Origin of the sequence: Faecalicatena orotica, from assembly GCF_905197545.1 — a bacterium.
GTDB lineage: Bacteria > Bacillota > Clostridia > Lachnospirales > Lachnospiraceae > Faecalicatena_A > Faecalicatena_A orotica.
The window spans coordinates 181,563-200,079 of the sequence record NZ_CAJJZH010000010.1 but is presented as its reverse complement, the minus strand read 5'-3'; the positions used below and the strand labels follow the sequence as shown (position 1 = coordinate 200,079).

Here is an 18,517-nt window from a genome sequence, read left to right as displayed (position 1 = left end):
TTTTATAGATTACCATGTCTGCTGCTGTTTGTCAAGAACTTTTTTCATTTTCTTTCTCGTCATCGGTTCCGGTTTTTACCAGTCCCTCAAGCGACAGCCTGATTATGATACCATATCATACCAGTTTTTGTCAACATTTTTCGACACTTTTTTGTCAGCTTTTTTTGACAGTTTTTACAACCATCCGTCTACCGTACCGTCTTATCAGGCGATTGCTTCCGCATCCCTGATTCAGTCAGTCGCAGGTATTTATCAGCGACGAATGTTATAATACCATCCCCCGTCTTAATTGTCAATAATTTTTATATTTTTTATTTAATTCATGCAATTTAGACAATTTATATCTTTAAACAACGACTAAAAGCGACACATTTGTTTTTTCTAATTGAGAAGTATGACGAGATACAGTATAATCAAACGGACAGCAGGTTTATAATACAAAATATGAGGTGACTAATATGCTGCATATAGCCATATGCGATGATGAACAAAAATTTACCGAGCAGTTGCACGAACTTCTGAAGCATTATGAACAAGAGGCCGGGGAACTGTTCAGGATAACAACATTCTGTGACGGCAGTGAACTGATTGACCACTATGACACTACAATTGACCTGATTTTTCTCGATATCAAAATGAATAAAATGAATGGTTTTAAGACAGCAGAACTGATCCGGCAGAAGGATTCCCAAGTCAGCATCATCTTTCTGACCACATTGACCCAGTACGGTCTTGAAGGTTATAAGTATCAGGCAACCAATTACATTATTAAACCTATGAAATACGCCCGTCTGAAGTCTGAGATGGACCGCTGGATCGAAACCCACCGGAAAAATGATGTTTCTTCTATAATAGTAACGAATGATACCGGAAAATATAAAATCCCGCTGAAGTCTCTTCGATATGTAGAAACATTTAACCGTAATCTGCTCCTGCACACGGAAGATGAAAATATTGTCTGCTATAAAAGTATGAAGGAAATGGAGCAGGAACTGTGTGATTACAGCTTTGCCCGCTGCCATACAAGTTATATTGTTAATTTATTCTATATAAAAGGCGTAAAAAAGCTGGAAGTGGAACTGATTACAGGACAGAAGCTTCCGATCAGCCAGCCGAAGCGAAAAAGTTTTATGGATCAGCTGACGCAATACTGGGGGGATATGTTATGATACTTGCTTTAGATATCCTGGCCGAAATATTTACATGGCTTTATGGATTTGTCTTCTATTGGATCATTAGAACTTTTTTACCGACACGCAGGCATACAGTAATAAAAATTGCTGCCTTTTTTGCATGCTCCTACATTGCTAAAACAGTTATATACGCCAATGACCTTATAAACCTTTTCGGTGCCTTAATTGCCTTATTTCTTTATCTCCTGGTCTTCCATACAGGCAGTTTTGTGGAAAAATTCTCTGCCCTGCTTGTATTTTATCCTGCGATGATCGCGGTCAACTACTTAACGCTTAATATAGGTACGCGGCTGTTTTTCGGAATCACAAATGCAAAATCCGATACTGCATTTTCTCCGGAAGTGCTTTTAATCAGTACTCTCATCCATGTAGTGGAGGTACTTTTGCGGCTGTTCTTTTGGACAGGGGCCTGGCTGGTCACGAAGAAGTTACTAAGAGGTATTACCCTGGACCTGGGAACACGTATGTGGCTGTTTGTAGACCTACTGCTTTCTGCCCCTTTTGTCGCTGTTTTTACAACTATACTTTTTATGCCGGAACAGGTCATCAGCATTTATCCCATCTGCGGTGCCTCGATTTTCACCAGCTTCGGCTGTATTTACCTCACATCGTATATCTGCCGGACTATGAAGCTGGAATTCCATGCACACGAACTGGAACTAAAACACTCTTATTATGAAGATAAGCTCAAGGAAGAAGAACGTATCCGCCGGATTTACCACGACCTAAAAAACCATCTGCTGGTTCTGCAGTCAGCCTCGTCCTGTACTCCGGAAACACAGCAATCTATTCAGGAACTCCGCTCCCAGATAGAGGGCTACGAAAATTACTATCACACCGGTAATCCTTTTCTGGATATCCTGCTCCGTGACAAAGCAAGGTCAGCCCAGGAAAACCAGATTGATTTCAGTGCACTCGTACATTTCAAAGACGGAACCTTTATCGAACCGCTGGACATCAGCGCCATTTTCGGAAACGCTCTGGACAACGCAATCGAGGCCAGTATCCTGCTTCCGCCTGAAAAACGTCTCATAACACTGAAAGCCGACCGCATCCGTGATATGCTTTCCATCCATGTGGAAAACAACATTACCGCGGATATGAAGATGCCCGAAAGGACAAGTAAAACTGACAGCCTCGTGCATGGCTTTGGTCTTACAAACATCAAAGCCGCCGTGGAAAAGTACGAGGGACAGTGCATCACCCAGATCATGAACGAGACCTTCCACCTGAAAATTGTAATTCCGGTTTCATAAAATCAATCAAATACCGGCATCTAAGAGAGGATCCCAAAAGTCTAAAACCGACTTGCGGGGCCCTCTTTTCTTTCCATCATCTTAGTTTTTTCCTCCTGAATATTAGTTTTTTCATTCTCCATTGCCTTTTTCCCCTGCAGAAATATAATAAGCTCAAGTACAGAAAACATTCGCAGAAATGAGGGAGAAAAGTTATGAGTATTTTAAAAACAAAAAATCTGAAAAAGTATTATGGAACAGAACCAAATATCGTAAAGGCACTGGACGACGTCAGCATCTCTATTGAACAGGGAGAATTTACGGCCATTATCGGAACATCCGGAAGTGGGAAATCCACGTTGTTAAATATGTTGGGAGGGCTGGACCACCCGACCTCCGGCAGTGTTAAAGTAGACAATTTTGAGCTGGGCAAGTTAAACGATGAGGACCTGACTGTATTTCGCCGCCAGCGCATCGGCTTCATCTTCCAGAACTATAATCTAGTTCCCGTTTTAAATGTATATGAAAACATTATAATGCCAATCCAGCTGGACCAGAAGAAACCGGACAGAAAATTTATCCGGGAAATCGTCGAATTACTTGGCCTCGAAAAGAAACTCGATAACATGCCGAATAATCTTTCCGGCGGCCAGCAGCAGCGCGTGGCAATCGCAAGGGCCCTTGCAAGCAAACCAGCCATCATCCTTGCAGATGAACCTACCGGTAATCTGGACAGCAAGACGAGTGACGAGGTAATTGATCTCCTAAAGAGAACAAGCCGCACATTCGGACAGACCATTGTAATGATTACCCACAATCCTGAAATTGCAGCTTTGGCTGACCGGACCATCCGCATCGAAGATGGCAGAATCCACGAATAGGGCGGTGACAATATGAAAAATAGAAATTCTATCCTAAGCACGATTACGGCGCGCAGCTTTAAGGCAAACCGTACCAGAAACAGGGTTGCGGTTCTTGCAATCGCACTGACAACGCTGATGTTTACCTCACTTTTTGTATTATCACAGAGCATGACTAAAAATCTGATTGAAATGACATTCCGGCAATCCGGGTATGATGCACAGGTTTCATTTAAATCTATTACAGAAGAACAGGCAGAAAAAATCAGTTCCCACCCCGATGTGGAAGAATTGGGAAATAGTATCGTTATGGGGCTCGCCGAAAACCAAAAACTTTCAGGCCGCCAGCTGGAAATACGCTGGGGCGATGACAGCTATGCTTCACACTCCTTTGCATTTCCGACGACCGGCACCATGCCCGGGGCCGCGGATGAAGTGGCTCTGGATACGCTTGTACTGGACCGGCTGGGCATCCCGCATACGCTGGGGGAAGCAGTGACTCTGGAATGGCGCAAAGATCCGGCTTCTGATGAAATAACCTCCTCCACCTTTACACTCTGTGGTTACTGGGATGGCAACCAGTCAGCCTATGCAAGCATGGCATGGGTCAGCCGCACCTTTGCCGATGAGATGACGGCCGGTCTGGATTCCTCCGGCGAGAGCCAGATTCTGGGACTTCATATGGCACAGGTTTCTCTGAAAAGCGACAGCCATATCGAAGAAACAATGGATGATATCCTTAAGGATTTAGACCTGTCCGGCCTTCGCTATTCAATGAATCTTGCATACTCTCCGGAAATGAACGCTTCAGCGGCTCAGGAAACCATACCAATGTACCTTGGAATGGTACTTGTTTTCATAGCAGGCTATCTAATTATTTATAACATTTTCCAGATTTCCGTGACCGCTGATATTCAGTTTTACGGACAGTTGAAAACACTTGGTACGACGACAAAACAGATTAAGAAGATCATATACGGACAGGCTGACAGACTGTGTCTGATCGGTATTCCGGCCGGGCTTGTGCTCGGATACCTGTTGGGCATGGTGCTTGTCCCCGTCATGCTCGGTATGATGGACGGACAGATTTCCGTTTCTGCCAATCCTTTGATTTTTATCGGCTCCACGCTCTTTGCATGGCTTACCGTGCTTATTTCCTGCCTGCGTCCGGCACGCCTTGCGGGGAAGGTGTCCCCGATTGAAGCTCTTCGTTACAATGACAGTGGTACCTCTTCCAAAAAGAAAACAAAAAAAAGCAGGAAGGGGGCCTCACTTCCCGGCATGGCCTTTGCCAATCTTGGAAGAAACAAAAAGCGCACCGTACTGGTCATAAGCTCTCTTTCTCTTGGCCTTGTACTGCTGAGCTGTTTTTATGCCAAAAATGCTTCCTTTGACATGGAAAAATATCTGTCCGGCCTGACGATTTCGGATTTTGAGCTGTCAGATTCCACACACGAAGACCGGACTGCCGGCTATAATCCCAACGGCACCACCCTGAATCAGGAGCTGTCGGCACGCGTAGAAGCACTGAATGGATTAGAAGGTATAGGGCACATGTATTCCAGCCAGCTGTCCTTAGAGATAGATCATCAGACCCTGCAAAATTTAAAAACCTATTATACAGAGGATGTCCTAAAAGAATGGGCCAGCTATGACAAACAGGGGGCCCAGGCCGCAGCACAGGCAATGGAGGATAAGAAGGCCGCGGCAGTGGTATATGGACTCGATGGGATTCCATTGGATACCATTGTACAGGAGCAGTATCTCCTGAAGGGTGATTTTGATGCCGAAAAATTCAGTACCGGGAAATATGTACTGGCACTTGCACCTGCTATAGAAAAAGATTCCATTGATCAGAATACTGTACTTCCAACCGCTTCTATCGGAAGTGAAGTCATAATCGGTGATAATACTTACACCGTTATGGCAAATGTTTTTCCTGTAAATTCTATTGCTAACGGTGCAGTGGAAGACACACAAAAGCGTCAGTTCCATATGAGTTTTATCATTCCGTCCGAACACTTCAAAGAACTCTGGCCCGATCACACACTTCGTAAACTATTCTTCAATGTGGATGATCAGGAAATTGCTGCCGCACAAAAAATGCTGGATGACTACACCAGGAATGTAGATACAACCCTTCCTGTCACATCCAGAAAAACAATGGAGGAACAGTATAAAGAAGAGACCCGTGCCTCCACCGTCATCGGCAATGCCATCAGTATCGTCATTGCACTGGTTGGAATCCTGAATTTTGTAAACAGTATGGTGACCGCGATCGTATCCAGAAAAAAAGAATTCGCAATGATCCAGAGTATCGGAATGACCAAAAGGCAGCTTTGCAGAATGCTCGTTTTTGAAGGGCTTTTCTATGCCGGCTTTACTCTCCTTGTTTCCTACGCCGTCAGCTCCCTGGCCGTGGGAACCGTAATCAGGGCTATGGCCGCAGACGGATACGCAACCTTCCGCTTCACACTGTTCCCACTCTTCGTCTGCACACCGGTTATCCTTGCCCTTGCAGTACTTATACCGTACGCCTGCTTTAAGAACCTTGAGAAGCAAAGCATTGTCGAACGGTTAAGAATGGAATAGCCTTTCCTTTACATTCTGCGTATTCTATGCTAAGGTATTATTCATAAAGGTGGCAGGACAATGGACATACATTTTATCAGAATACAGTTGGAATCAATCAGGAAAATTAAAGAATCAAAAAGCAGATGGCGAAAGTCATCTGCTTTTTTCACTTTATTCAGGTAAATTGCTACTCTGCTGCCGGATTATAGGATAAAGGGGGAAAATTATGAATACTTCTCATTTGAAAAACTTATTTTTAGTTCTGCTTGGCAATACAATCTACGCACTTGGCATTACTATGTTCATTCTGCCCGGCAAAATGATCACCGGAGGTACAACCGGACTCGCGCTTACCTTCAACCACTACTTTCAGGTTCCGATTTCTGTATTTGTATTCGGCTTTAACTTCGTCATGTTTATTCTGGGTGCCGCCGTTCTCGGAAAACATTTTGCGCTGACCACATTAGTCAGTACATTTTACTATCCGGTTATCCTGGGTGTCTTCCAGAAGATTCCTGCCCTTGGGCAGGTCACTGACGACAGAATGCTCTCCACAATCTGCGGGGGGATCATGATCGGCTTTTCCATCGGACTTGTCATCCGTGCCGGGGCATCCACGGGAGGCATGGATATTCCGCCCCTTGTGCTGAATAAGAAACTGGGACTTTCAGTTTCTGCAATGCTGTATGTATTCGACTGTTCCATCCTGATTCTGCAGATGACATTTTCTAACGCAGAACAGACTATTTATGGAATTGTACTCGTTATGATCTATTCTGTCATACTGGATAAATTCCTGATTATGGGTACTTCACAGACAGAGGTAAAGATTATCAGCACGCAGTATGATGCAATCAACCACATGATCCAGAAACAGCTTGACCGGGGAACAACCTTTCTTCAGGCGGAAACAGGTTATTTAAATATAAACCAACCGATTGTGCTCACTGTTATCTCTAACCGCGAGCTGGTTAAACTGAATAAACTTGTCATGGATCTTGATCCGAAGGCATTCATTATTATCAGTCATGTGAATGAGGTAAAAGGGCGCGGGTTCTCCAGCCAGAAAATATATAAATGATAGCATGCTATATGTTTTAGAAAGAGCCGCCCGGCAGATATTATTGTTATTAATACCTGTCGTGCGGCTCTTGTGCATTGTTACTGCTTCACCCCTTCTGGCATGCACAGCAACAGCATCTTCTTTACAATAGATTCATAGCATCGTTGATCGTCCTGACCCCGACTACTTTAATTCCTTTTATTTCCTTCACCATTTCCCTGCATACCTCCGGGATGATGCAGGTCTCAAATCCCAGCTTCTTCGCCTCCCCGACTCTCTGTTCCGGCATGTTGACCGCCCGCACTTCACCGCTTAATCCAACTTCACCGAACACAATCATTTTCTCATCAATCGGGCGGTTTTTATAGCTAGATACAAGCGCCATGACGATTCCAAGGTCAATCGCAGGTTCATTCATCTTAATCCCGCCTGCAATATTTACATATGCATCATAATTGGAAAGGGGCAGCCCGATACGTTTTTCCAGAACCGCCATGAGCAGATTCACCCTGTTATAATCTGTACCGGCCGCAGTCCGCCTCGGCAGTCCGAAGTTGCTCTGGCAGACCAGCGCCTGTATTTCTATCAGGATCGGCCTGGTTCCTTCCATCGAACACGCCACTACTGAACCGGAGGCATTTTCAGGTTTGCCGCTCAGCATATACTCGGACGGGTTTTCCACCTCCACAAGGCCGTTCTGCCTCATCTCGAACACCCCGATTTCATTCGTAGAACCAAATCTGTTCTTCACGCCCCGCAGGATACGGTAGGAGGCATGTCTGTCCCCCTCGAAATAAAGCACCGTGTCTACCATGTGCTCCAGTACTCTCGGTCCTGCAACGGTCCCCTCCTTTGTAACGTGCCCGACGATGAAGATTGATATTCCGAGCCCTTTCGCAAGCTGCATAAAAACATTTGTAGACTCCCTGACCTGCGACACACTCCCCGGTGCGGATGCAACTTCCTCACTGTACATTGTCTGGATGGAATCAATGATGACCATCTCCGGACGCTGGTTCTCAATCACAGTCCGGATCGTCTCCAGATTCGTTTCACAGAGGAGCTTCAGATTCTCCTTAAATTCCCCCATCCGGTTTGCACGCAGTTTGATCTGCGCAAGAGATTCCTCACCGGAGATATACAGTGTATGTTTCGTCTGCGACAGGTTCTGGCATACCTGCAGCAGAAGCGTCGACTTACCGATACCCGGATCACCGCCGACCAGTACAAGCGATCCCGGCACAATGCCTCCCCCCAGCACCCGGTCCAGTTCCCGGATTCCTGTCAAAACCCTTGTATGATCGTCCGCACTGACTTCTGAAAGAGAGACTACCTGGGTCTCTCTCGCTGTCTTCACCGTACTGCTCTTTGTAACACTAACCTTTTCTTCCACAAAAGAATTCCATTCTTTACATGCCGGACACTGCCCCAGCCATTTCGTTTCCTCATGACCACAGTTCTGGCAGAAAAATACGCTCTTCTTAGCCTTTGCCATGCTGCTCCTCTCCGTGAAAAAAGGGACAGATCTCCTGCCCCCTTTTATTCCTTATCCTTTTATCATCCTGTCATAAAGTCCCACCACGCCTTAAAACCGGTGCTTCTTAGCACTTTACAACTTCTACAACAACACCGTCATCGGATGTAAATTCCACACTTACGCTTAACTTTCCGCTTAAGTTCGTCATCATCTTACCTGCGGACACTTCATCAATGAACACTTCATATTCACTCTCCGGCTCGAGCTCCAGTGTAAACTGTACATCTTCCGGTGCAGATACTTTAAATGCTACGGATGTATCTGCCGCGCTGAAGTTCTCTACTGTGCTTCCCGGTACGGATTCGTATACGAACATGCCGTTCTTCTCCAGCTTCGTGATCTCCTTGAATGTCTTTACTTTATAAATATCGCCTTCAAATTCGAAATTATCCAGTTTTGTCTTCTTATCGAGTGTATAATCTCCAAAGCTGAGTGTTCCGTCCTCTTCTGCGCGTAATAATTCTTTTACTGTTGCCATCTTTCCTTGTCCTCCTAGGTATTTCAGATTGTTGGTTATCCTATTTGTATCCTGTCTGGTATCTATTATATAATAATTCGATTTTATTTTCTACTCATTTGTGGACTTTGGGTAAAATTTAATTTCTTTTTTAGATAATCCAACTTCGACATGGTCGCCTTCTTTCACTTCACCGTTTAGAATCGCCTCTGCCAGCTTATCCTCCAGTTCTGTCTGCATGGCCCTTTTGAGCGGCCGCGCGCCATATTTCGCATCGGTCCCTTTCTCGACAATATGCTTCTTGGCAGAATCACGCATAGTCAGGGTAATATTCATCTGGCCTTTGACACGCTTCGTAAATGCTCTGCACAGCAGTGTTACAATCTGCTTCATATGTGTGCTGTTCAGGGCATGGAATACGATGATTTCATCGATCCTGTTCAGGAATTCCGGCCGGAAGATTGTCTTAACTTCATCCATGACATTCTGCTTCATACGCTTGTAATCATCTGCCGGATTCTCTTTTGTGGCAAAGCCGAGTTTCTTTGGCTCCACAATTGCCTTTGCACCCGCATTGGATGTCATAATAATGACCGTGTTGCAGAAATCTACCTTCCGTCCCTGTGAATCAGTAATGTGCCCGTCATCCAGTACCTGAAGGAGGATATTGAACACATCCGGATGTGCCTTCTCCACTTCGTCAAAAAGAATTACCGAGTATGGATGCGTGCGCACCTGGTCACTCAGCTGTCCGCCTTCCTCATGTCCGACATATCCCGGAGGTGAACCGATCATCTTGGACACGGAATGCTTCTCCATATACTCGGACATGTCAACCCGTATCATGGACTCTTCATTGCCGAACAGTGCCTCGGCCAATGCCTTTGACAGCTCTGTCTTTCCGACACCTGTCGGTCCCAGGAATAAGAAGGAACCAATCGGGCGCTTTGGATCTTTCAGGCCCACGCGTCCCCTCTTGACAGCTCTGGCAACCGCGCTGACAGCTTCATCCTGCCCAATCACTCTTTTATGCAGGACCTGTTCCAGCTTCTTCAGACGGTCTGTATCACTCTCCGCCAGTTTCTGTACCGGCACCTTGGTCCATGCAGATACAACTTCTGCGATATCATCCTCTTTCACCTCCGGATGGTGTGCAGCCGTCTTCTTCTGGAAACGTTTTCTTAAACCTTCCAGCTTATCCTCCACGTCCTTCTGTTCTTTATGAAGTCTGGAGGCCTCGTCAAAATTACCTGCTTTGATACTATCTTCCTTCTGCTTAATCAGGCTTTTAAGCGTCTCTTCCAGAGTCTTCAAATTCTCCGGAACCTTATATCCGCGCATACTCACCTTGGAACACGCCTCATCCAGCACGTCGATTGCTTTATCCGGAAGATTCCTGTCTGTAATATAGCGCTCAGATAAATGAACAGACGCCTCCAGCGCTTCCTCTGTAATGGCTACTTTATGATGTATCTCGTACTTATTCGACAGTCCTTTCAGAATCTCCAGACACTGTTCTTTAGACGGTTCCTCTACGGTAATGGGCTGGAAACGACGCTCCAGCGCTGCATCTTTTTCAATGTACTTGCGATATTCAGCGATCGTAGTTGCTCCAATCAGCTGCATCTCCCCGCGGGCAAGCGCCGGCTTCAGAATACTGGATGCATCTATCGCACCTTCCGCCCCGCCTGCGCCGATAATGGTATGCAGCTCATCAAGGAACAGGATAATATTGCCGCTTGATTTCACTTCCGAAATCAGGCCTTTCATTCTCTCCTCAAATTCACCGCGGTATTTTGATCCCGCGATCAGTCCGGGAAGGTCCAGAGTATAGATTCTCTTCCCTTTCATATTCTCTGGCACAACGCCTGTCGCAATCCTTGCCGCAAGCCCCTCAATGATAGCAGTCTTGCCGACCCCCGGCTCCCCTACCAGACACGGGTTATTCTTTGTCCGCCTGCTTAACACCTGCATGAGGCGGTAAATCTCATCCTCTCTTCCAATCACCGGGTCCAGACGGCCTTCCTCCGCCTCCCCTGTCAGGTCCGTGCAGAACTGCTCGACTGAACTGCTTTTCCCTCTGGAATCGTCCTGCATCTCTTCCTGATATTCCTTCGGGTCCATGCCGACGGCATTCAGCACATCCTGCAGAATCTTCTGGAGACTGATATTTAATGTAATCAGGACCCTCGTTGCCACGCAGTCCACATCATGGATCATAGCCAGCAGAAGGTGCTCCGTCCCCACACTCCTTGTGTGCAGGTGCTGTGCCTCCTTCGCACTGTTATCCAGCAGATATAGAAGCCTCGGGCTTTCCTTTGGATTCTCCTTTTCCAGTTCCTCCGAAGCCGGCACAATCAGTTCATCCATCAGACGGAGTATCTTCTCCTCATCCACATCATTCATTGCCAGTATCTGTCCTGCAACCCCTGTAAACTCTTTCCTTAACCCGAGAAGCAAATGTTCCGTCCCAATATACGGATGCTTCAGCTTCTTTGCCATCGTCCCCGCATACTTGATCGCGCGCTCGGCCTGTTTTGTATAATTATTCAGCATGTCTTCCTCCTGTCACTTTTCCTAATTCAGCGGTCTGCTTTCTTAATTTGTAACTGTTCAGGACCATGAACAGTTACCTTAATTTTCATATTCATCAAATATCTCATCCACCAGATTATGCACTTCTTCCCTGGAAATATTCTTGCAGCATCCTTTTGCAAGTAAAATGATAAGCTGCGTCTTCATCTCTTCCATCGCCTTTATCTTGTCGATATCGAGGGCAATCACTGCCCCGCGCCTCCTGTCCAGCTGGATAAATCCTTCCTGTTTTAAGACACTGTATGCCTTATTCACAGTATGCATGTTCACGCCTACCGTATCGGCCAGCTGCCTTACGGACGGCAGAGGGTCCCCCTCGTGAATAGTGGACGTCGCAATCCCTATAATGATCTGGTTGCGCAATTGAATATATATCGCTTCATCACTGTTAAAATCTATCTCAATCAGCATAACATCACCTGCCTTTTTGTTATACATATGTTAGCACACATGGACTTGTTTTAGCAAGCCCGGATTCTGCAGCGGAAATATTTCCAGACTGAGAAACGTTACTGGTCTGCCTGCTGCCTTTCAAGATCTTTTACGTAATTTTGTATTGGCAGGTTCTTCTCATAGACCCTGTATTGGTAATCCCAGTATTCTTCTTCTGTGCCAAACTGGTCTATAAGTGCCTGAACATCCTCTTTGTTGTCTGCCGAATCCATGAGGGTCTTTAATTCCTCCAGATAAGCCCGGATATCTTCATCCGTCACCCCATAGCCAGACTGAACCGCTTTTTGGTATAACATTTCTCGTTCAGCCATGTATTCTTCTGCCTTTGCTTCTGCCATCTCTTCATCCATTCCGCTTAGCATATAAAATTCCTTTGCCTGATTTATCTCTTCCTGAGCGGAAGTCTCCGTTTTTCTACTGGCATATTCATTCAGCCGGGCTCCCCATCTGGACATGAGAGACGCAGAAGAGTCGTCTGCGCGGGAGTAGAATGTAACTGTTCCAATTAGCAATACAGCCGCTAAAAATAATACTAATGCGCTTATTTTTCTTCTCTTCATAACCGTTCCTCCCCTATAGCAATTTTGCTGACTATGGTTTTCGTTGTTTATGAATTTCGTTTATTTAGAAATTATAATATCATATAACCATATAAACTTCTAGCTAACAGTCTTTATAATTACCCGCAGACGAAAGATGACAGGCATGGCACATGCAGGCACTTCCATTCTTGTATTTTGCCTGATTCTATATTAAAATAAAGAAGGAAAATCAATCCCAGATATTGCATCTGAACTTGATTTTCCCCAGTCTTATATACATGATATTTTATTGTGTGCACAGTCGCTGGCAGAAGAAGATTATGTCGCCATCGCCATGCTTATGCTTGAAAATTAATCCCGGATATCCGGCCTGATCCTACAGGGCCCTTAGTTTTTCCACAAATTCATTACTCAGGCAGATCTTAGCCACATAGAATACTTCCCCAGTCATATACACATCCCAGTTTTCATCGATCTCCACCTGCAGTTCACCACCCGGCATGTGCACGATTACCTTGTTCCCGGTCAGCCCCAGTTTGTAAGCAACTCCGGCTGCGGCGCATGCCCCTGTTCCTGTAGCCATCGTGTAGCCGGCTCCGCGCTCAAAAGTTTCTATCGCAATGTTATTATTATCAATCACTTTCATGATCTCTGTGTTGATACGCTCTGGGAAATATCTTGCTACTTCTGAATAATTACCGATCTTGCATACAAGCGGTTTGGAAATCTCACGCATCGGAATAACGCAGTGCGGGTTTCCTACTGACACACATGTTACAGGATACAGGGTCCTTCCGAATACCATATCCTCATTGATTACTTCTCTGCGCTCTCCCGTCACCGGAACCTCATCGCTCCAGAAAGACATCTTTCCCATTGATATACGAAGCCGGCTTCCGTCCTCATTGAGATATGTGATCTCAACCAGTCCGCCGTCCGTGACCAGCTTATAGTTTTTCTTCTGCACATATCCGGCATCCTTTAAATATTTTGCAAAAATGCGGACGCCGTTCCCACTCTTCTCAGCGATACTTCCGTCCGGGTTCCAGATTTTTAAAGACATATGCTTCTCACCGATAAAAGGGCCTTCCAGAATACCGTCAGATCCAAGTCCCATATTTCTGTTGCAAAGCATCTCAACATTCTCTTTATTCAATTTCAGTTCATTCTTATTCGGGTCAAATACAAGATAATCATTTCCAAGTCCATGATAACGTTCCAATGTAATTTTCATACTCACGCACCTCCTGTTTCTAACATTATATCAGGCATTTTCTTCATATAATACGGAGTAAATGCTTTTCATATTGCAAATAATGCTCTATAATAAAAAAGGAATTTAGAACAGAAAGGAGCAATTATGCAGCAATATAATAAACGCGGGTACTTAAACAGCGATTTCCGTATCTTCCATATAAAAGATACTGTTTCCAGAGAGTTCGAATTTCATTACCACGATTTTCACAAAATCACGATTTTTATAAAAGGGAAGGTGCAGTATATTATAGAAGGAAAGTCCTATGCACTGGAGCCTTACGATATCGTCCTTGTGAACCGCAATGATATACACCGGGTACAGGCAGACAGTTCCCAGCCTTATGAACGGATCATCGTCTATATATCACCGGGGTTCATGGAGGACTACAAGACATCCGAGTATGATCTGAACTACTGCTTCGAAAAAGCAAGAAAAGAACACTCTAACGTGCTTCGCATCCATTCCCTCGAGAAAAGTTCTCTGTTCCGGGTGACGAACCGCCTTGAGCGTTCCTTTCTTGATGAAGAGTATGCCAGCAGTTTATACCGGCAGATCCTGTTCCTTGAGTTTATGATCCAGCTGAACCGTGCAGCAATCAAGAATCATGTGGAGTTCCTTGACACAGAACTGTATAACACGAAAATCGTTGACATTATGCAGTATATCAATACCCATCTCACGGAAAACCTCGATATCGACACTCTTGCAAAGACATTTTACATCAGCAGGTATTATATGATGCGCCTGTTTAAAGCAGAAACAGGTTACACAATCGGCAATTATATCACTTACCGGCGTCTCCTGCATGCAAGAGACCTGATTTTTGACGGCATGCCTATCACACAGGCATGCTTCGCCAGTGGGTTCCATGACTATTCCACATTTTCCCGCGCCTATAAATCGGAATTTTCCGAGGCTCCCCGGAACCTGCTCCGCCAATAATTTACCTGAAACCACTGCTTCGGTATGGATACAACAAACACAATGCCAAGAACAATCGCAAATGCCACCTTTATAGCGCCGATCCCGCGGCCGGCGGCCTCGGCCAGATTTCCCTGTACGACGTTGTATACGGTATAGTAGACCCCGGCTCCCGGTATCAGCGGGAATATCCCGGATACAAGGAATACGGTAATGGGGCACTTTTTCCACACGGCCAGTATCCGGGACATTAAAACGACCAGTACGGTCCCGAAAAACGTGGAAGTGGATACCGAAGCGCCGTTGATACAGATCAGATAACACAGCCAGCCTGCCATTCCGGTAAACCCACAGCAGATGTAGAATCTTTTCGGCACGTTAAATAGGACAGAGAATGCGATTGTCCCGAGAAAGGAACAAAACATATTAATAATAATATCCCCGATCAAATCCATCCACCTCCTGTAATCTTGTTATAGCACCCGAGCACAAATCCAACCCCGATGGCAATGTAAACAAATACCAGAAGCGCATCTACGATCCTTACAATCCCGGAAATAAAGTCACTGTTGGCAATATCACGAATCGAGTTTACAAATGCAACCCCGGGTACAAGCGGCAGAATGGACCCGATGATCAGCTTATCCATCCTGACAGGAAACGGCCACGGTATCGAAAGCGCCAGTAAAGCCATCACCGTTATAAATCCGCCTCCCACAATATTCGTAATAATCTTCGTCAGTCTGTGGTTCTCCGCAAAGATCACAAAGACATAGAGGAGGCACCCGATCAGCACTGCAATCATACTCTCCCAGAAATTCGCCTGCAAAAGGTAACAGAAACACCCGCTCCCGATTCCTGCGGCTAAAATACGGAACCGCCCCCGCTTCGGAGGCATCTTCTCTATCTCTTCCAGCCGCATGCGTGCTTCCTTCAATCCGATCTTCCCCGCCGAAATCTCTCTCGATAGGTCATTCACCTCAGTCACGATCCCCAGATGGAAGCCGGAAATCGGAATGTGCTTCACCTTCGCATAGATATCCTCTGTCTCATCCCGGGCCGTAATAAAGATCCCGTTGCTCATAACGAACGACTCCACGTCTCCGATCTTATACCGTCCGCATACATGGTCGATCGTCTCCTCCACCCGGAATATCTCGGCTCCGTTTTTCAGGAGCACCCTCCCCATATTCATGGCCAGATCCAAAACATCCCTCATGTCGACACTTTCATCCTGCGCCTTCTTATCCGTCGTGCAATCTATTCTGTCATCCATACAAAATCCCCCAAAACACCTGCATTTACACAGTTTTATTCACATTCTGCTTTCAAGTAATCTATTGTAGCACGCTTTTGTAAGAAAGTCATCGGCCATATGTTAAGTTATTTATTTAACAACAGTTCACAGACATTGTTTTCTCTCTACGGGTATCCGCGGTCATAAAAAGCGGCTGTAATCCGATGTACATATCAGATTACAGCCGCTTTTTCTTTATGCCTTAGCCTTTTTGTTCTGTCCTGTCAGTGTCCTGACTCCGTCTACTGCCAGCACTGCCGCCAGTACAATAAGCAGTACGCTGATAATCAGGCGGATATAGCACCATACGACTCCGTCTGCCCCTGCCATAATTCCGGCAAAGTTTGTTTTAATTGTCAGGCAGAGTGATGTCAGTGTCACAATCAGCATGAATGCCATCGGAAGCAGGAACATCTTGTTGTTCTTTCCGACTTTTCCGAGCCATGTTGCAACAGCCAGCAGGCCGAGTGCAGCAAGAAGCTGGTTCGCAGCACCGAACAACGGCCATACATTTGCATAGCCTGTCATACCGAGTGCTATACCGAGCACAACTGTTATGATAGTCGCTACATATGGATTTGTCAGGACTTTCTTATACCCGGTTGCTGTCTTCACATCCTCGCCCGGCTCCAGCCAGAATTCCTGGAACATATAGCGTGCGAGACGTGTCGCTGTATCCAGTGATGTCAGGCAGAATGCAGAAACTGCAAGCACCAGCATGGAGAAGATTACACTCTCGGCACCTTTCAGGAAAGGAATGGTAGATGTCATCTTTGAAATACCGGTTGCAAATACGTTTGTCGGAACAACAAGCTCTCCTGCAGAGTAGTTTTTCCATACGTATCCAACTGCACAAAGAGAAATAATCGCCAGAGCACATTCAATCAGCATACCGCCGTATGCGATTGGGCGTGCATCTTTTTCACTGTTCAGCTGTTTTGCCGTCGTTCCGGAACCAACCAGTGAATGGAAACCAGAGATCGCCCCGCAGGCAATTGTAATAAACAATGCAGGGAACATATATCCCAGAGAGGTCCCTGTCGGCATCAGAGTATCCTTAAATCCTGTAAATGCAGGAATATCAAGGCCCGCATTTCCTGTGAGTCCGGCTCCGATTACACCAACGATAGCCACAGCCATCATAAAGTAAAGCAAAAAGGAACTCAGGTAATCACGCGGCTGGAGCAGAATCCATACAGGTGTTACAGATGCTATCAGGATGTAGATTCCAACAATAATCATCCATGTCTTATTGCTCAGGTACAGCGGATGCCAGTTCAGCCCGATTACCATGCAGGCAATAATTGCAATAACACCAACGATTGTAGATACACCAAGGGATGCATTCTTTCTATAAACCAGAAAACCAAAAACGATGGAAATCACAATAAATAAAATAGAAATCATGGCTGTTGACGCATTTGCGGAGGATGCTGCATAGTCTACTGCACCTGTCTCTGTAAATGTAGCCATAAATGTATTTGCAACAATAGATGCAAATGCTGCAACAACGAGGAGCAATGTCAGATATGAGAATATAATGAAAATCTTCTTGGACTTTGTTCCCATTGTGTCAGCGATAACCTCACCGATAGACTGTCCTTTATGGCGGATGGATGCAAATAATGCACCAAAGTCATGAACAGCACCGAAGAAAATACCTCCGATCAGGATCCATAATAATACCGGAACCCAGCCAAATACTGCTGCCTGGATCGGTCCGTTGATCGGGCCCGCACCTGCGATGGATGAGAAATGATGTCCCATCAGTACCGGTGCCTTTGCCGGGCAATAATCCATCCCGTCTTCGAGTTCGTGTGCCGGAGTTTTTCTGGACGGGTCTACTCCCCACTGTCCTGCCAGCCATTTACCGTATGTAACGTAGGCAATGACAAGAATCAGGATTCCTACTAATAAAATTACTACTGCATTCATAGTTCACACTCCTTTTTTGTTGTTTAGTAGTAGCTTTTCTATATAAAAAGGTTCATAACCTTTTCATACCCTTACTTTTTCATATCCTTTGACCAGGTCCTTCGCTGCCCGGTTGCCTAACACTTTATGGTTCTCCCTGTCAAAGACAAGAAGCCTTGCCTCTGCATAGCCCCGGAATCCAAGCCGGTAGTTCTTAAAATATTTAAACTGCTTTACCTGCTTTTTGACTTCCCCCGGGATGCCATTCTCACAGATGAATATTCCCGTTATATATGTATACATATGATGCTCAGCCGTACAGGCTTCTCCGCCCCTTACAAGCTGAGGCTCTATGAAGGTAACGATATCCTCACGGAACCTTGCCAGATCCTCCGTTGTCAGCGCAGGCCTGCACGCAAAAAACGTATGCTCAAAGCAATTTGCCCGCCATAGTTCTGCCTTCTTTACGAGGACATACTTGGCACTGGTTACATTGAAAGCCGCATACGCATCAAATTTGTCCCCATTGACATCATACGGACGGGTTATATCAAAAGCTGACTGATAAGACTGCAGAAGCTTCTCTAAAAATTCCTGTCCTGTCATATTCCTATTCTC

General features: G+C 45.6%; 17 protein-coding genes. 7 read left to right on the top strand and 10 right to left on the bottom strand.

The window, feature by feature from the left end; all coding sequences use genetic code 11:
- The 6 genes from ABIN22_RS19550 to ABIN22_RS19525 form a co-directional block, all read left to right on the top strand.
- Positions 1 to 271: hypothetical protein (locus tag ABIN22_RS19550; RefSeq protein ID WP_346910654.1), on the top strand; the 271-nt coding region annotated here is incomplete at its 5' end.
- Between the two features lie 187 nt (positions 272 to 458).
- Positions 459 to 1,169, top strand: coding sequence for a LytR/AlgR family response regulator transcription factor (locus tag ABIN22_RS19545; RefSeq protein ID WP_109731129.1), 711 nt, complete (start codon positions 459 to 461; stop codon positions 1,167 to 1,169).
- A 233-nt stretch (positions 1,170 to 1,402) separates the two neighbouring features.
- Positions 1,403 to 2,449 (top strand): ATP-binding protein, encoded by a 1,047-nt coding sequence (locus tag ABIN22_RS19540; protein WP_346910652.1) that lies wholly within the window; start codon positions 1,403 to 1,405, stop codon positions 2,447 to 2,449.
- A gap of 194 nt (positions 2,450 to 2,643) precedes the next feature.
- Positions 2,644 to 3,309: an ABC transporter ATP-binding protein gene (locus ABIN22_RS19535; protein ID WP_109731131.1), complete on the top strand. Its 666-nt coding sequence runs from the start codon at positions 2,644 to 2,646 to the stop codon at positions 3,307 to 3,309.
- A gap of 12 nt (positions 3,310 to 3,321) precedes the next feature.
- Positions 3,322 to 5,880, top strand: coding sequence for an ABC transporter permease (locus ABIN22_RS19530; protein ID WP_346910650.1), 2,559 nt, complete (start codon positions 3,322 to 3,324; stop codon positions 5,878 to 5,880).
- A 208-nt stretch (positions 5,881 to 6,088) separates the two neighbouring features.
- Entirely contained in the window at positions 6,089 to 6,943 is an 855-nt protein-coding gene (locus ABIN22_RS19525) for a YitT family protein (protein ID WP_346910648.1), read from the top strand.
- Positions 6,944 to 7,067: 124 nt separating this feature from the next.
- Here the strand turns inward: ABIN22_RS19525 and radA are convergent, their stop codons facing one another.
- The 6 genes from radA to dapF all read right to left on the bottom strand — a co-directional run bounded on the left by radA (position 7,068) and on the right by dapF (position 13,743).
- Complete coding sequence (radA, locus tag ABIN22_RS19520) at positions 7,068 to 8,420, bottom strand: DNA repair protein RadA (protein WP_109731134.1); 1,353 nt, start codon at positions 8,418 to 8,420, stop codon at positions 7,068 to 7,070.
- 106 nt (positions 8,421 to 8,526) lie between these two features.
- The gene (locus tag ABIN22_RS19515) at positions 8,527 to 8,940 is read right to left on the bottom strand and encodes an endosialidase (RefSeq protein WP_109731135.1); all 414 of its coding nucleotides are present in this window, start codon (positions 8,938 to 8,940) and stop codon (positions 8,527 to 8,529) included.
- Positions 8,941 to 9,030: 90 nt separating this feature from the next.
- Positions 9,031 to 11,475 (bottom strand): ATP-dependent Clp protease ATP-binding subunit, encoded by a 2,445-nt coding sequence (locus ABIN22_RS19510; RefSeq protein WP_346910645.1) that lies wholly within the window; start codon positions 11,473 to 11,475, stop codon positions 9,031 to 9,033.
- Between the two features lie 78 nt (positions 11,476 to 11,553).
- On the bottom strand, positions 11,554 to 11,925 hold the full coding sequence (locus ABIN22_RS19505) for a GntR family transcriptional regulator (RefSeq protein WP_109731137.1): 372 nt from the start codon (positions 11,923 to 11,925) through the stop codon (positions 11,554 to 11,556).
- A gap of 98 nt (positions 11,926 to 12,023) precedes the next feature.
- Positions 12,024 to 12,527, bottom strand: a complete 504-nt coding sequence (locus ABIN22_RS19500) for a hypothetical protein (RefSeq protein ID WP_346910642.1) — start codon at positions 12,525 to 12,527, stop codon at positions 12,024 to 12,026.
- Positions 12,528 to 12,885: 358 nt separating this feature from the next.
- Positions 12,886 to 13,743 (bottom strand): diaminopimelate epimerase, encoded by an 858-nt coding sequence (dapF, locus tag ABIN22_RS19495; RefSeq protein WP_118621520.1) that lies wholly within the window; start codon positions 13,741 to 13,743, stop codon positions 12,886 to 12,888.
- Positions 13,744 to 13,869: 126 nt separating this feature from the next.
- Between dapF and ABIN22_RS19490 the strand changes: the two genes are divergently transcribed.
- Entirely contained in the window at positions 13,870 to 14,709 is an 840-nt protein-coding gene (locus tag ABIN22_RS19490) for a helix-turn-helix domain-containing protein (RefSeq protein ID WP_109731395.1), read from the top strand.
- Here the strand turns inward: ABIN22_RS19490 and ABIN22_RS19485 are convergent.
- From ABIN22_RS19485 to ABIN22_RS19470, 4 genes are all read right to left on the bottom strand, one after another.
- On the bottom strand, positions 14,661 to 15,143 hold the full coding sequence (locus ABIN22_RS19485; RefSeq protein WP_330405328.1) for a threonine/serine exporter family protein: 483 nt from the start codon (positions 15,141 to 15,143) through the stop codon (positions 14,661 to 14,663). The two genes, ABIN22_RS19490 and ABIN22_RS19485, sit on opposite strands and share 49 nt — an antisense overlap.
- Positions 15,134 to 15,964, bottom strand: coding sequence for a threonine/serine exporter family protein (locus ABIN22_RS19480; protein ID WP_109731140.1), 831 nt, complete (start codon positions 15,962 to 15,964; stop codon positions 15,134 to 15,136). Before ABIN22_RS19480 ends, ABIN22_RS19485 begins: the two co-directional genes overlap by 10 nt.
- A 216-nt stretch (positions 15,965 to 16,180) precedes the next feature.
- Positions 16,181 to 17,920: a carbon starvation CstA family protein gene (locus ABIN22_RS19475; RefSeq protein ID WP_118621519.1), complete on the bottom strand. Its 1,740-nt coding sequence runs from the start codon at positions 17,918 to 17,920 to the stop codon at positions 16,181 to 16,183.
- 63 nt (positions 17,921 to 17,983) lie between these two features.
- Positions 17,984 to 18,505, bottom strand: a complete 522-nt coding sequence (locus ABIN22_RS19470) for a DUF8052 family protein (RefSeq protein ID WP_346910639.1) — start codon at positions 18,503 to 18,505, stop codon at positions 17,984 to 17,986.
- Between the last annotated feature and the right edge of the window lie 12 nt (positions 18,506 to 18,517).

Excerpts from the sequence above, each read along its gene's own strand:
- dapF (WP_118621520.1), bottom strand. The coding sequence starts at position 13,743 with ATGAAAATTACATTGGAACGTTATCATGGACTTGGAAATGATTATCTT.
- ABIN22_RS19530 (WP_346910650.1), top strand. The coding sequence starts at position 3,322 with ATGAAAAATAGAAATTCTATCCTAAGCACGATTACGGCGCGCAGCTTT.
- ABIN22_RS19510 (WP_346910645.1), bottom strand. The coding sequence starts at position 11,475 with ATGCTGAATAATTATACAAAACAGGCCGAGCGCGCGATCAAGTATGCG.
- ABIN22_RS19470 (WP_346910639.1), bottom strand. The coding sequence starts at position 18,505 with ATGACAGGACAGGAATTTTTAGAGAAGCTTCTGCAGTCTTATCAGTCA.
- ABIN22_RS19525 (WP_346910648.1), top strand. The coding sequence starts at position 6,089 with ATGAATACTTCTCATTTGAAAAACTTATTTTTAGTTCTGCTTGGCAAT.
- ABIN22_RS19545 (WP_109731129.1), top strand. The coding sequence starts at position 459 with ATGCTGCATATAGCCATATGCGATGATGAACAAAAATTTACCGAGCAG.
- ABIN22_RS19535 (WP_109731131.1), top strand. The coding sequence starts at position 2,644 with ATGAGTATTTTAAAAACAAAAAATCTGAAAAAGTATTATGGAACAGAA.
- ABIN22_RS19480 (WP_109731140.1), bottom strand. The coding sequence starts at position 15,964 with ATGGATGACAGAATAGATTGCACGACGGATAAGAAGGCGCAGGATGAA.
- ABIN22_RS19475 (WP_118621519.1), bottom strand. The coding sequence starts at position 17,920 with ATGAATGCAGTAGTAATTTTATTAGTAGGAATCCTGATTCTTGTCATT.
- ABIN22_RS19515 (WP_109731135.1), bottom strand. The coding sequence starts at position 8,940 with ATGGCAACAGTAAAAGAATTATTACGCGCAGAAGAGGACGGAACACTC.
- ABIN22_RS19485 (WP_330405328.1), bottom strand. The coding sequence starts at position 15,143 with ATGGATTTGATCGGGGATATTATTATTAATATGTTTTGTTCCTTTCTC.
- ABIN22_RS19490 (WP_109731395.1), top strand. The coding sequence starts at position 13,870 with ATGCAGCAATATAATAAACGCGGGTACTTAAACAGCGATTTCCGTATC.
- radA (WP_109731134.1), bottom strand. The coding sequence starts at position 8,420 with ATGGCAAAGGCTAAGAAGAGCGTATTTTTCTGCCAGAACTGTGGTCAT.
- ABIN22_RS19505 (WP_109731137.1), bottom strand. The coding sequence starts at position 11,925 with ATGCTGATTGAGATAGATTTTAACAGTGATGAAGCGATATATATTCAA.
- ABIN22_RS19500 (WP_346910642.1), bottom strand. The coding sequence starts at position 12,527 with ATGAAGAGAAGAAAAATAAGCGCATTAGTATTATTTTTAGCGGCTGTA.